General features: G+C 69.9%; 9 protein-coding genes. 6 read left to right on the plus strand and 3 right to left on the minus strand.

Going from position 1 to position 13,254, the window contains the following annotated elements:
• Nucleotides 1-154: 154 nt before the first annotated feature.
• Together ABH935_RS10720 and ABH935_RS10725 are read right to left on the minus strand one after the other, a co-directional pair.
• Nucleotides 155-1,039: a TIGR03619 family F420-dependent LLM class oxidoreductase gene (locus tag ABH935_RS10720; RefSeq protein ID WP_370377679.1), complete on the minus strand. Its 885-nt coding sequence runs from the start codon at nucleotides 1,037-1,039 to the stop codon at nucleotides 155-157.
• Between the two features lie 87 nt (nucleotides 1,040-1,126).
• Nucleotides 1,127-2,749 (minus strand): Rieske 2Fe-2S domain-containing protein, encoded by a 1,623-nt coding sequence (locus ABH935_RS10725; RefSeq protein ID WP_370377680.1) that lies wholly within the window; start codon nucleotides 2,747-2,749, stop codon nucleotides 1,127-1,129.
• 105 nt (nucleotides 2,750-2,854) lie between these two features.
• Between ABH935_RS10725 and ABH935_RS10730 the strand changes: the two genes are divergently transcribed.
• The 3 genes from ABH935_RS10730 to ABH935_RS10740 all read left to right on the plus strand — a co-directional run bounded on the left by ABH935_RS10730 (nucleotide 2,855) and on the right by ABH935_RS10740 (nucleotide 6,735).
• Nucleotides 2,855-3,928 (plus strand): LLM class F420-dependent oxidoreductase, encoded by a 1,074-nt coding sequence (locus ABH935_RS10730; RefSeq protein ID WP_370377681.1) that lies wholly within the window; start codon nucleotides 2,855-2,857, stop codon nucleotides 3,926-3,928.
• A gap of 78 nt (nucleotides 3,929-4,006) precedes the next feature.
• A complete protein-coding gene (locus ABH935_RS10735) occupies nucleotides 4,007-5,563 on the plus strand; it encodes an acyl-CoA carboxylase subunit beta (RefSeq protein ID WP_370377682.1) in 1,557 nt (518 codons plus the stop codon).
• Nucleotides 5,564-5,577: 14 nt separating this feature from the next.
• Nucleotides 5,578-6,735 (plus strand): acyl-CoA dehydrogenase family protein, encoded by a 1,158-nt coding sequence (locus ABH935_RS10740; RefSeq protein WP_370377683.1) that lies wholly within the window; start codon nucleotides 5,578-5,580, stop codon nucleotides 6,733-6,735.
• Between the two features lie 87 nt (nucleotides 6,736-6,822).
• Here the strand turns inward: ABH935_RS10740 and ABH935_RS10745 are convergent, their stop codons facing one another.
• Nucleotides 6,823-8,112 (minus strand): hypothetical protein, encoded by a 1,290-nt coding sequence (locus ABH935_RS10745; RefSeq protein ID WP_370377684.1) that lies wholly within the window; start codon nucleotides 8,110-8,112, stop codon nucleotides 6,823-6,825.
• A 253-nt stretch (nucleotides 8,113-8,365) separates the two neighbouring features.
• On the opposite strand from ABH935_RS10745, the gene ABH935_RS10750 reads away from it, so the two are divergent.
• The 3 genes from ABH935_RS10750 (at nucleotide 8,366) to ABH935_RS10760 (ending at nucleotide 13,238) form a co-directional block, all read left to right on the plus strand.
• On the plus strand, nucleotides 8,366-9,493 hold the full coding sequence (locus ABH935_RS10750; RefSeq protein WP_370377685.1) for an FAD-dependent monooxygenase: 1,128 nt from the start codon (nucleotides 8,366-8,368) through the stop codon (nucleotides 9,491-9,493).
• 212 nt (nucleotides 9,494-9,705) lie between these two features.
• On the plus strand, nucleotides 9,706-11,979 hold the full coding sequence (locus ABH935_RS10755) for a BTAD domain-containing putative transcriptional regulator (protein ID WP_370377686.1): 2,274 nt from the start codon (nucleotides 9,706-9,708) through the stop codon (nucleotides 11,977-11,979).
• A gap of 35 nt (nucleotides 11,980-12,014) precedes the next feature.
• A complete protein-coding gene (locus ABH935_RS10760; RefSeq protein WP_370377687.1) occupies nucleotides 12,015-13,238 on the plus strand; it encodes a cytochrome P450 in 1,224 nt (407 codons plus the stop codon).
• The last annotated feature ends 16 nt before the right edge of the window (nucleotides 13,239-13,254 follow it).

Here is a 13,254-nt window from a genome sequence, read left to right on the forward strand (position 1 = left end):
CGACTGCGCCTGAGGTTGAGCTTGAGCTTGAGCCTGAGCCCGCAGCTCCGACCCGCAGGCCTGAGCCCGAGTCGCGACACCGGCCGGTCATGACAGCGCCGCCGCTCCCGGACCTTCACTCCGAGGGCGGCGGCGCCACACATGTCCCTACCCGCTAAGCGCCGGCCTTCGCCGAGAACGCGTCCCAAGCAGCCGCCACCACGGCCAGATCCCGCCAAGCCTCCTCCGGCCGCTCCAGCTCCGCCGGATCCCCGTGGTACGGATCCAGCACGACGACCTCCGACCCCAGCGCGCGCAGCCGGTCCAGGTCGTCGAGCACCTGCTCCAGGCTGCCGATCCCGGCGTCGCGCTCCGGATCCGTGACCGGCTCGGCCGTCACCCGCAGCTTGATCCGCGGCGCCAGCGTCGGTACCGCGCGCCCGGCCTCGTCGGCGAACGCCTTCAGCCGCCCGACCGCGTCCGTGATCCAGTCCATCGTGAAGCCCAGCGGGTGCCAGCCGTTGCCGGACACCACCGCGCGCCGGATACCCGCGTCGCTGTTGCCGCCGATCCACACCGGCGGTCCCGGCAGTTCCTCGGGCGTCAGCGCGGGCATCACGCCCTCGACGCCGCCGCCCCAGATCTGGTGCATCTCGTCCAGGTGCTCGTCGGTCAGCGTGCCGCGGCGGTTGAACGGGACCTCCAGGGCCTCGAACTCCTTGCGGGCCCAGCCGACGCCGACGCCGAGCACGAACCGCCCCCGCGACAGCCGGTGCAGGCTCGCCGCCATCTGCGCGGTCAGCGCCGGCTGCCGGTACGGCATGATCAGCACCGTCGTGCCCAGCCGGATGCGCGAGGTGCGGCCGGCCAGCCAGGCCAGCGTCGTGAAGGGGTCGTGGAACGGGCCCGGGTAGGCCTTGGCGACGTCCTCGGTGACCAGCACGTGGTCCGACATCATCAGCAGGTCGAAGCCGAGGCCCTCGGCGACGTGCGCCCAGCGCTCCAGCACGTCCACCGAAGTGGCGGGCCCGAAATTCGGGACGTTGACCCCCAGCCGCACGGGCCTGTTCCTTCCGTTCGCCTACGGTCCGTTCGCCGGACCAGTCATGCAAACTACCGCGCTGGGGGCCACTGTTCCCGCGCGAGCTCAGACCTCAGTGGGAATCTGTGTCGGAATCTCCGGCAGCTCGCCGTCCTCGGCGGTCAGCGGCCGGGCCACCAGCTTCCGGTCGTCGCTGGTCAGGCAGCGCCCGGAGGCCAGGTCGAACTGCCAGCCGTGCATCGCGCAGGTCAGCACGCCGTCCGCGACCGTGCCGAAGCGCGTCAGGTCGGCCTTCAGGTGCGGGCAGTGCCGCTGCACGGCGTAGCCCTCGGCCTGGGCCAGGTCGGTGACGTCGCTGGACTCGGCGTAGTACCCCTCGACGTACGTCATGTGCTCTTCGGAGAGCGACTTGAAAAACGTGTAGATGTACTCGTTGTAAGGGCCCTTGCGAGAGGCCTGGAACCGGCAGGACAGGAACAGCTCGTTCACCCAGTCCGGGGTCCGGGTCCGCACCAGGTGCTCGATCAGCGGCCGGTCGGTGCGGAACTTGTAGCGGCACTCCGCCTCGCCGTCCCACGTCCCGATCGTGCGGGTGAGGAAGTCGAAGACGATCTGGTCGTCCACCTCACCGCTCGCCGGGTCCACGGTCTCCAGCAGGATCCGGCCGTTCAGCCCGGCGCAGGTGTGGTCGGCCCACTCCAGCAGCGGTTCGATCCACTCCTTGAGCTGGCTGACCAGGTCGGACTTGTCCTGCGGCAGACCGGCGTGCATCGCGTCGATCTGCGGCCGCGCGCGCTTCTGGTAGTTCGTCAGGTAGGTGCGGCGGTCGCCGTAGATCTCGTCGATCTGCGCCTGCGGGACCTGCTCGATCTCGCACTTGCCGCCGGCGCCGAGGACCACCGTGGTGCCGGGGACGAACAGGTGGCCGTTGTCGTGGCCCTGCTCCCGCATGAACTCCAGGAACGCCAGCTGGCTGGGGAAGACGTTCGTCGGGTCGTCGTCGAAGTCGTTGATGGCGAACAGGCCGTCGCGCTCGTCCAGGAAGCAGGGCGGGCCGGCGAAGGGGAAGACCTGCCCGGCGCCGTACTGCTCGACGTAGCGCAGCGCGCGGGCCATGCCGTTCTCGCGCTTGCGGCGGCCGACCGTGGCCTTCATGCGGTCCGGGAAGTCGTAGACCATCGGGTACCAGATGGCGCCGGAGTACTGCAGGAAGTGCGCGTCGTACGGACCGAACGCGGCGACCGGGCCGTCCTCGACCGGCCGGGCGTCGTTCTGGTTGAAGATGCGGACCTCGCCGTCGTCGATGGCGATGCCGCTGTCGCCCAGCGGGCCGTCGGTCGGGGTGATCAGCGCGTCGATGAGGATCTTCAAGCCGCCGGGAAGCTCGGTGACCTCGCGGTTGCGGGTCTGCACGAAGTTCCGGAAGCCCAGCTTCTCCAGCTCGTCGCGCAGGTCCGGGACCTGGTAGTCGGGCAGCAGGACCGTGGTGTCCTTCGACATGTTGGCGGACAGCCAGTGCGGGTCGAAGTGGTCGTGGTGCAGGTGCGAGACGAACAGGTACTCGGCGTCACGGATCCCGGCCGGGTCGGCCTGGGAGCCGAAGGCGGAGTTGTCCGGGAAGGGGAACCAGGACGCGAAGTACGCCGGAGTGAACCACGGGTCGCAGACGATCCGGCCGGCGGCGGTCTCCACCAGCATTCCGGCGTGACCAATCGACGTGATGCGCATCGATCCAACGTATCGCACCGCGAGACCCCCGAACGGTACTCTGCCACCGGGGCGGATCATAGGCGGTCGGCTCAAGCGGGCTATAGCGGGCTACACCAGGGGGCAGTGAGTCAAGTGATCGTGGACGGGGTTCTTCTCGGCAACCGCACGGACAGCGACCCGGCGCTGACCGTACGGCTGGCCGGCCTCGCCGACGAGCTCGGCTACCAGGAGATCTGGCTGGGGGAGTCGACCGGGCACGACGCCTTCGCGCTGGCGGTCGCGGTCGCCGCGGCCGCCGGAGAGCTGCCGTCGGCCAGTCCGGATCCCGATTCCAGGGCCCGGCCGCCCGGCGCGAACCCGGCCACCGCCGGGGAGTTCCACCGCAAGAATCCGGCCCGGCCGCGCGCCTCTCTCACGCTCGGGCCGTTGCCCGCAGCCGTCCGCGACCCGGTCACCGCGGCCCGGGGTGCCGCCAGCGTGGCCGCGCTCACCGGCCGGGACATCGGCCTGGCGCTGACCGCCTCCACCGGCCTGGTGGTCGTGGACTGGCACGGCCGGCCGCGCACCGATCCGGCCACCGCGCTGGCCGAGAGCCTGTCGGTGTTGGGTCCGCTGACGCGGGGCGAGCCCGTCAGTTTCCAGGGTGTGTCGGTCCGCTCCCGGGGCTTCCGCTCCCGGCTGGAGCCCTCGCACGCCTCGCTGACCGTGCTGGCCTTCGGGCTGGAGGCCTGCGAGGTCGCCGTCGGCCGCGCCGACCGGGTCGCGGTACCGCTGGCCACGGTCGAGCACGCCGCGCGGATCAAGGCGCGCCTGGCGCTGACCTCGGACCGGATGAACCGGGCGGTGCCTCGTTTAGCCGTCTTCCTGCCGACCGTCGTGGACCCCGACGCCGAGTCCCTGGACTGGATCCGGCGCTCCCTGCTGCCCTACCTGGATGCCGACGGCTTCGGCCGGATGTTCGCCGAGGCCGGGCACGGCGAGCTGATCGACCTGGCGCGCGGCGGGGCTCATGAGCGGTCGCTGCTCGCGGCCATGCCGCTTGACGTGCTGCGTTCCATCGCCGCGATCGGCGACCTGAACCAGGTGTGCTCGGCGTTCGAGGACTATCGGCAGGCCGGGGTCGACGAGATCGTGATGTTGCCGGAGTCCTACGACGCAGGTGTGATCGAGCACACCATCCGGGCACTAGCGAAGTAGAGACTCGCTGGCAGAATCTTTGATGCGAGCGTGTCCTTGCGCACACGTGCACAAATAGCAACAAAGGAGTTGCCACATATGACGGAACCAGGCGTGCCACCGCACACCCTTCCGCACCATGACCTGCCCGAGCTGACCGCGGAGATCCTGCGCGGCGGGGCGGAGAAGTACCACGCGGCGAACGAGAAAAAGGGCAAGCTGTTCGCCCGCGAGCGGGTCGCGCTGCTGGTCGACGAGGGGTCGTTCGTCGAGGACGGCCGGTTCGCCAACGCCATGGCCGGCGACCTGCCCGCCGACGGCGTGGTCACCGGGACCGCGCGGATCGACGGCCGGCCGGTGTGCCTGATGGCCAACGACTCGACCGTGAAGGCCGGGTCCTGGGGCGCGCGCACCGTCGAGAAGATCATCCGGATCATCGAGACCGCGTACCGCACCGGCGTGCCGATGGTCTATCTGGTGGACTCCGCCGGCGCGCGCATCACCGACCAGGTGGACCTGTTCCCGGGCCGGCGCGGCGCGGGCAAGATCTTCCACACCCAGGTCCGGGCCTCCGGCTCGATCCCGCAGGTCTGCGCGCTGTTCGGGCCCTCGGCGGCCGGCGGGGCGTACATCCCGGCGTTCTGCGACGTGGTGGTCATGGTCGAGGGCAACGCCTCGATGTACCTGGGCAGCGACCGGATGGTCGAGATGGTGACCGGGGAGAAGACCACGCTGGAGGAGATGGGCGGCGCGCGGGTGCACTGCGCCGAGTCCGGCGTCGGGCACTTCCTGGTGAAGACGGAGCAGGACGCGCTGGAGACCGTCAAGCGGTACCTGTCCTACCTGCCCTCGAACTGGCAGCAGGACGCGCCTTCGGCCGAGGCGGCGGACTCGCCGGCGAACATCGACCTCGCCGCGCTGGTCCCGGTCAGCGAGCGCCAGGCGTTCGACATGCGGCGCTTCATCAAGGGCCTGGTGGACGCGGACTCGTTTTTCGAGATCCACGCGCTGTGGGCCCGGGAGCTGACCGTCGGGTTCGCGCGGCTCGACGGCAAGCCGGTCGGCATCGTGGCGAACAACCCGATGTTCAAGGGCGGCGTGCTCTTCGTCGACTCCGCCGACAAGGCCACCCGGTTCATCCAGCTCTGCGACGCGTTCAACGTGCCGCTGCTGTTCCTGTCCGACGTGCCGGGCTTCATGGTCGGCACGGCCGTGGAGAAGCAGGGCATCATCCGGCACGGCGCGAAGATGATCACCGCGGTCTCCGAGGCCACCGTGCCGAAGATCTGCGTCGTGGTCCGCAAGGCCTACGGCGCCGGCCTCTACGCCATGGCGGGACCGGGCTTCGAACCCGACGCCACGATCGCGCTGCCCACCGCGAAGATCGCGGTGATGGGTGCCGAGGCCGCCGTGAACGCCGTCTACGCGAACAAGATCGCGGCCATCGAGGACCCCGCCGAGCGCGAGGCCTTCGTCGCCGACAAGCGGGCCGAGTACGAGACCGACATCGACTTCGTGCGCCTGGCCAGCGAGCTGGTGATCGACGACATCGTCGAGCCGGCCGCCCTGCGGTCCTCACTCGTGGCGCGCTACCGCGCGGCCGAGGGCAAGGACCGCTTCTTCTCCCGCCGCCGTCACGGCGTCACCCCGGTCTGAGCGGAGGAACTCCCATGGATCACCGTCTGAGTGAAGAGTACGAAGCACTGCGCGTCACCGTCGAGGAGTTCGCCCACGACGTCGTGGCCCCCAAGATCGGCGCGTTCTACGAGCGCGAGGAGTTCCCCTACGAGATCGTGGCCCAAATGGGCCGCATGGGCCTGTTCGGCCTGCCGTTCCCCGAGGAGTACGGCGGCATGGGCGGCGACTACTTCGCCCTGTGCCTGGCCCTGGAGGAGCTGGCGCGCGTCGACTCCTCGGTGGCCATCACGCTGGAGGCGGGCGTGTCCCTCGGCGCGATGCCGGTGTACCGCTTCGGGACCGAGGAGCAGAAGCAGGAGTGGCTGCCGCGCCTCTGCTCCGGCGAGATGCTCGGCGCGTTCGGCCTCACCGAGCCCGGCGGCGGCTCCGACGCCGGCGCCACCCGCACCACCGCGGTGCTGGAGGGCGACGAGTGGGTGATCAACGGCACGAAGTGCTTCATCACCAACTCCGGCACCGACATCACGGGCCTGATCACCGTCACGGCGGTAACGGGCACGAAATCCAATGGCGGCAAAGAGATCAGCACGATCATCGTCCCGTCCGGCACCCCCGGCCTGACGGTGGCCCCGAAGTACAGCAAGGTCGGCTGGAACGCCTCGGACACCCGCGAGCTGTCGTTCGCGAACGTCCGCGTCCCGGCCGCGAACCTGCTGGGCGAACGAGGCCGCGGCTACGCGAACTTCCTCCGCACCCTGGACGAAGGCCGCATCGCCATCGCAGCCCTGTCCACCGGCCTGTCCCAAGGCTGCGTCGACGAATCGGTGAAGTACGCCCACGAACGCGAAGCCTTCGGCCACCCCATCGGCGCCAACCAGGCGATCCAGTTCAAGCTCGCGGACATGCGCCTGCGCGCCCACACCTCGCGCCTGGCGTACTACGACGCCGCCAGCCGCATGCTGCTCGGCGAGCCCTTCAAGGCCGAGGCCGCGATGGCGAAGCTGTACTGCTCCGAGGCGGCGGTCACGAACGCCCGCGAGGCGACGCAGATCCACGGCGGCTACGGCTTCATGAACGAGTTCCCGGTCGCGCGCATGTGGCGGGACTCGAAGATCCTGGAGATCGGCGAAGGCACCTCGGAAGTCCAGCGCATGCTGATCGCGCGGGACATGGGGCTGCCCGGCGCCTGACGCCTGCGGGTGGTTGCGGGGTTTGAGAGGCGGTCTTCGGCTGTCGTCGGCTATTGGCTGGCGACAGCCGGGGACCGCCTCTGGCCGTTAGGCGCGTTCTTCCGTCGCGATGTAAATGTCCTGGGTGGCTACCTCCAGGAAATCACGTTGCGATGGTTGATCCGAGGCGGGGATGGTCTCGATGAGCGACTCCCATGACGGCTCCTCACCTCCGAAGCCTTCAGCCAACGCACCTACGAGCATGTCGAGGTCGTGTTCGCCGTACAGAACTCTGTCTCGCAAGCGCTTTGGGATTCGACGACGTCGGCCGGCCAAGAGCCGTTGTACCGTGACGAACAGGCCACATGTCTCGTACAGCCTGCTGGAGATGCCCACCTTCAGATCTGACCCGGGCAGCGTGCCGACCAGCATTTCAATGTCGGAGCGGTTGCCATCGGGTTCGCTTTCCATCGGCTGCGCGATGACAGCACGCTGGTATTCGGCGCCGGCTTGTGGAGCATTCACGGTGACCATCGCCAGGCGTTCATGAGGTAGCGACGAAAGTGCGAGGTAGATAAGGGTTCCGCTGTTCACCAGGGCCAGGTCTGGAGTCACGTCCAACTGAATGGCGGAGAGGTTGGTCGGCCTTCCCGGCTTGCCCTGCGGTGCTCGGTTGTCGATGTCGATCATCATGGAAAGTCGCTTGGTCATGCCGGTAGCACAAAGCGCACGGGTGTGTCTGCCGGGGAGGAGCGCTCCGACATCCAGCTGCGCCGCACCTTTCCGGCGGCTTGAGACGTTGAGAGTACGGCCGCCCTTGGCCTCCACCAACCACGTATCCGAGGTCTGACGATGGTAGGCGAAAAGATCCGGCAGGCTCTTCGTCCGGGACCAAGTCGGTGAAGCGCCGTATGGGACGCCGCTCTCGGCGTGTGTGGTGGGCCCCAGGTCGAGGAGTCTGCGGCCGGCCCAGTCGGCCATCGTCATTCCGAGCAGATAGCTGAACGCGCCGCGCCCCGAGCGTTCGATGGCGCCGTCGTGATATTTGCTGCGCGCGAACTCGAAGCCCGTAGCGTGCGCAGGCGGGGCGGGGTCGGACGTTTTCGGCGTGGGCCGCCGCTCAAGGCACGCTTCCAGGAGGAACCGGCGCGAGATGATCTCGCGTACGGCCAGATCCGGCATGGACCTGATCCACGGTGAGAGGTCGCGACCGACGCAGAACGCGGACAAGAGGAGCTCTCGCCAGGTCGTCGGGATCAGGTAGTCGCCATGGTCTGGAACTGATGTCCACTTCTCGCGCGCGTACGGTTCGGCGGGAAGCCCGGGTTGCCACGACGTGTCCAACGACGTGTGTCGGATGACCACGGGGACGTCGACGGTATCGGAGGTGCGTGTCACCGGAGCGAGTCTGCCAGGATTCGACACAGGTCAGGCGGTATCCCGCGGCGTGTCGCCGACGGTTTCCACATCGTCCCGGTCGCTCTCACGGCGCGTATACGTAACCTGATTCGCTGCCCGCGACAAACTTCGTCCCCTGACTCACTGGCTATGCTGGATCACGCCGAGAACGACCGTAAGTGCGGGTTGCGCGTCTTGCCTCCTACACCCGGATTCGCCGGGCGCGGCCTGCTTCGAGCTGGAGGGGACTCGTATGGCGTCCGAGCTGGTGGGTCGGGTTTTGATCGTCGGGGCGGGGATCGCGGGGATGGCGGCGGCGATCTCGTTGCGGCGGGTGGGGGCTGAGGTCGACTTGATCGACGTCGATCCGGACTGGAAGGTCAGCGGGGCTGGGTTGACCATCACCGGGCCGACGTTGCGGGCGTTCGGGCAGCTCGGTGTTTACGACGAGGTCGCCGCGCAGGGTTATGTCGGCGAGGGCATACGGGTCTGCGGCGTTGATGGTGAGCCCTTGCGCGACGTCCCCACGGCGATGCCGCCCGGCTCCGGGGTCTGCGGCTCCGGCGGTATCGCGCGGCCGGTGCTGCACGGCATCCTGTCCGCTCGGGTGCTCGCCGCCGGTGTCAAGCCGCGCCTCGGGGTGGCCGTCGAGCGCCTCGACCAGGACGCGGATGGGGTCGACGTCACCTTTGACGACGGCTCGGCCGGCCGCTACGCCATGGTCGTCGGTGCCGACGGCATCAGCTCGCGTACCCGTGCGCAGATCCTGCCCGACGCGCCCGGCCCCGTGTACACCGGGCAGAGCGTCTTCCGCATCATCGTGGCGCGGCCGGCGTGGGTGCATCAGCGCCATTACTTCCTCGGCGGGGTCGCGAAGGTCGGGTGGACGCCGATCTCGGACACGCAGATGTACCTGTTCGCCGTCGAGCGGACGCCGCGCCGCATGCGTGAGCCCGCCGAGCTGCGGCGCGGCCTGGTCGATCTACTCACGCCCTATGGCGGCCACGTGCGGCGGATCCGGGAGTCGATCGACGAGGCCACCGCGATCGTCTACCGCCCGCTGGAGTCCTTCCACCTGCCCAGCCCCTGGCACGTCGGCCGGGTCATCGTGATCGGCGACGCCGCGCACCCCACCACGCCGCAGCTGGCCTCCGGGGCCGGGATGGCGGTGGAGGACGCGCTGGTGCTCGCTGAGGAGTTCGGCGCGCGCGGCAGCGTCGCCGAGGTGTTCGCGGCGTTCACCGCGCGGCGCGGTGAGCGGTGCCGGTTCGTCGTCGAGAGCTCGATCGAGATCGGGCGGCTGGAGCAGGAGCAGGCGCCCCCGCAGGAGCAGACGGCGGTGGTGGAGCGCGCGCTGGCCAAGCTCGTCGAACCCATTTGAGAGCCGTGTGAGGCGTGGTGGCCTCAGTTTACTGACTCAGGATAATGACATGCCCGGTGTGTCAGGGGGAGAGTTAAGGGAATTTTGAGCAGTCGTTCCTAGATTCGAACCGGTGCTGACCGTGTTCGGAGTGTGACGGCCGGCGATGAGAACGACGAGAATCGGGAGGCTCGATGTCGACCGGCGCGTCAGCTGTCGGACCCTCGCATCCGGTGAGGTTCCGCGCGTTGGGGCCCATCGAGGCGACCGTCGCCGACCGCCCGGTGGACCTCGGGGCGCCCAAACAGCGGGCGCTGGCCGCGCTGCTCGTGAGCCGCGTCGGACAGCCGGTGGCGGTGGACCTGATCCTGGACGCGCTGTGGGCCGACCGGCCGCCGGCCTCGCCGCTGGCCTCGCTCCAGGCGTACGTCGCCAACCTGCGACGTCTGCTGGAGCCGGACCGCCCGCCGCGCGCGCCGGCCACCGTCCTGCGCACCTCGCCCCGGGGCTACCTGCTGGACGGCGGCGTCGTCGACGTCGACGTCAGCCGCTTCACCGAGCACGCCACGGCCGGCTGGCAGGCCTGGGACCGCGACGACCCGCAGCGCGCGCTGCGCGAGTTCGAGGCCGCGCTGGCCCTGTGGCGCGGCCAGGCGTACGAGGACGTGGCGGGCGCGCTCGGCGTCGCGCCGGACGTGGCACGCCTGGAAGAACTGCAACTGGCGGTCTTCGAGATGCGCTGCGCGGCGCTGCTGGCAGTCGGCGCCCACGCGCGTGCCGTGGCCGAACTCGGCGCTTTCATGAAGGCGCATCCCTTGCGCGAGTACGGATGCGAACTTCTGAGCCGCGCGCTCTACCGCTCGGGCCGCCAGGCCGAAGCCCTCGACGTGCTGCGGACCATCGAGGTCCAGCTCACCGAGGAACTGGGCCTGGACCCCAGCCCGAACCTTCAACAGCTCAAGGTCGAGATCCTGAATCAGGCCCCGACGTTGGACTGGCGGCCGACTGCCGCCGAACCGATCCCGCCGACGACGACACCGACTGCGATGCCGACACCGACACCGACTGCGGCGCTGATGCCTGCGGCGCAAACGCTTACGACGCAGCCTCCTGCGACACCAACTCCCGTCGAGAGCGCGACTGAGCAGCGCATCGCCGAGCACCCGCCGCAGCCCGCACCGGAACCAGACCCCGACGGCGACGTCTTCGTCGGCCGCGAACCGCTCCTTGCGCAGCTCACCGACGCCCTGGCAGCGGCACGCGCAGGTCGCGGCCGAGTCGCGGCCGTCTCCGGCGAGCCAGCGGTCGGCAAAACCCGACTGCTGCACCGATTCGCCGACCTCGCCGCGGTCCCGGTCCTCTGGGGCAGCTGCCCCGAGCACGTCACAGCGCCGCCGCTCTGGCCCTGGGAGCAGGTGCTCCGCGCGGCCGCCGACGCCTTCCCGCAACGCCCCGTCCCCGCGCTCGTCGGCGAACTGCTCGACGTGCCGGAACAGAGCGACGGTGTAGAGGCCGCAGCCACCGCTACCCTCCGCAGCTTCGAAGCGATCGTCCACTACCTGACCGGCGCGACCCGCACCGAACCGCTGGTGGTGGTGCTCGACAACCTCCACCGCGCCGACGCCTGCTCGCTGCGACTGCTGGCGCACCTCGCCGAGTCGGTGGCCGCGAGCCGGCTGCTGCTGGTCGTGTCCTACCGCTCCGACGAGGCGCCGGTGCTGGCCGAGACCCTGGCCGCGTTGGCCCGCCGTGAGACCACTCGCATTGCCGTGGCCGGTCTGACGGCGTGGGACGCGCAGCGCATGGCCGGCGCGATCCTGCGGCGGGACATCAGCGAGCGCGCCGCCGAGGCGTTGTGCGCCCGGACCGACGGCAATCCGTTCTACCTGCGCGAGTTCATCAAAGCCCTGACCAACGAGCACGCCCTCGACGACCCCGGTGCCGTGCCGGTGCCGACCTCCGTCCGGGAGGTCGTGCTGCGGCGCGTCGCGCAACTGCCGCCCGTGGTGGGAGAAGCGCTGTCCGTCGCGGCCGTGGTCGGCCGGCACTTCGAGATCGAGGTCGTCGCCGGCGTGCTGGGTATCGAGATCGACGCCGCGCTGGAGCTCCTGGACGCGGCGGTCGCGGCCGGAGTGGTCGTGGAGGACCGGCAGCGTCTGGGCTGGTTCCGCTTCGCGCACGCCCTGGTCGCCGAGGTGCTCTGCGAGACCACCGGCCACCTGCGGCGGGCCCGGCTGCACCGGCGGATCGGCGCGATGGCTGACCCGGCGGGCAACCATGCGCCGGCCGGCTACGCGTCGACGAGCCACGCGCCGGCCAACTACCCGCCCGCCAACTACCCGCCGGCCGCCGCCCCGCCGACGGTCCGCTGGCCGCATCCGCGCGTGCACCCCTCCGAACCGCTGCGCCCCGTGGCGCAGATCCCTGAGGACCCCGCTGCCGCGCCGAACCCCGGGTGCCGCCCGAGGCGTGCGGCGGCGATCACCGCGATCGCCCGCGCCCGATGACGTCTCCCCACGACTGATCGAAGGAAGTGAGTACGGTGACGGCCCAGAACATTTCACCCACATCCACCGACATCCCGTTCCTGAACGTCCTGGACCCCGACTTCGACTTCGGCTCGCCGCAGGTGATGGCGGCCCAGGAGCGGAGCTGGTACGCCGAGAGCCCGATCGGCCTGCTGGTCCTGCGCTACGCCGAGGCCCAGGAACTCCTGCGGGACCAGCGCCTGGACCACAACGGCCGCGGCTACATGGAGCAGAGCGGCGTGGTCGCGGGTCCCATCTACGAGTGGTTCGTGCCGATGATCAACAACCACGACGGCGAGGATCACCGCCGGCTGCGCAACCTGGTCTCCAAGGCCTTCACCCCGCGCATGATCGAGCGCATCCGGCCGTTCGTGCGCGCCGCGGCCGAGCGCATGGCCGACGCGATGGCCGGCGGCGAGGTGCACGAGTTCGTCGAGAGCTTCGCCGATCCGCTGCCGCTGTCCGTGATGTGCGAACTGCTCGGCGTGCCGAGCGAGGACTACGACACCTTCAAGCTCTGGACCAGCGACATCGGCCTGGTCTTCAGCCTGGTGCACGGCGGCGACATCGTGGACCGGGTGGAGAAGAGCGTCCTGGGGCTCAACGAGTACGTCGCGGGCCTGATGGAGGAGAAGGCGAAGGACCCCGGCGACGACCTGATCTCCACACTGGTCACCGCGCAGCGGACCGAGGGCCAGGTCAGCACCGAGGAGCTGCGCAACCTGCTGGTCACGCTGGTGTTCGCGGCCCACGACACCACCTGCCACCAGCTCTCCAACGCGATGGTGGTGTTCGCCGACCACCCCGAGCAGTGGAACCTGCTCGGCGAGCGCCCGGAGCTGGCGGCGCAGGCCGTCGAGGAGATCATCCGCTGGGTCCCGTCCACGCCGATCATCTACCGGTGCGCGACCGAGGACTTCGAGTATCAGGGCTTGAAGGTCGCCAAGGGCACGTTCCTGACGATGTGCGCGCAGACCGCGCAGCGCGACCCGCGCGTCTTCGCCACCGGTGGCACCTTCGACATCACCGCGACCGGCCTGCCCTCCCCGCTGCTGTTCGGCGCGGGCCCGCACTACTGCCTCGGCGCCCCGCTGGCGCGCACCGAGATGGTCGAGGCACTGGCCGCGCTCGCGCAGCGGCTGGGCCCGCCATCGCTGTCGGGCTCGGTGACCTGGCGGCCGCCGACCGGGATCCACGGCCCGAACGAGCTGCCCCTGCGTTTCGCGACCCGGTCCTGAGCAGCCGACGCGGCGG

This window comes from Catenulispora sp. GAS73, from assembly GCF_041262085.1.
In the GTDB taxonomy this organism is placed as follows: Bacteria; Actinomycetota; Actinomycetes; order Streptomycetales; family Catenulisporaceae; genus Catenulispora.

What these genes read in the sequence shown, in the direction of transcription:
- ABH935_RS10725 (WP_370377680.1), bottom strand. Translation starts at nt 2,749, where the DNA reads ATGCGCATCACGTCGATTGGTCACGCCGGAATGCTGGTGGAGACCGCC.
- ABH935_RS10735 (WP_370377682.1), top strand. Translation starts at nt 4,007, where the DNA reads ATGACGGAACCAGGCGTGCCACCGCACACCCTTCCGCACCATGACCTG.
- ABH935_RS10740 (WP_370377683.1), top strand. Translation starts at nt 5,578, where the DNA reads ATGGATCACCGTCTGAGTGAAGAGTACGAAGCACTGCGCGTCACCGTC.
- ABH935_RS10750 (WP_370377685.1), top strand. Translation starts at nt 8,366, where the DNA reads ATGGCGTCCGAGCTGGTGGGTCGGGTTTTGATCGTCGGGGCGGGGATC.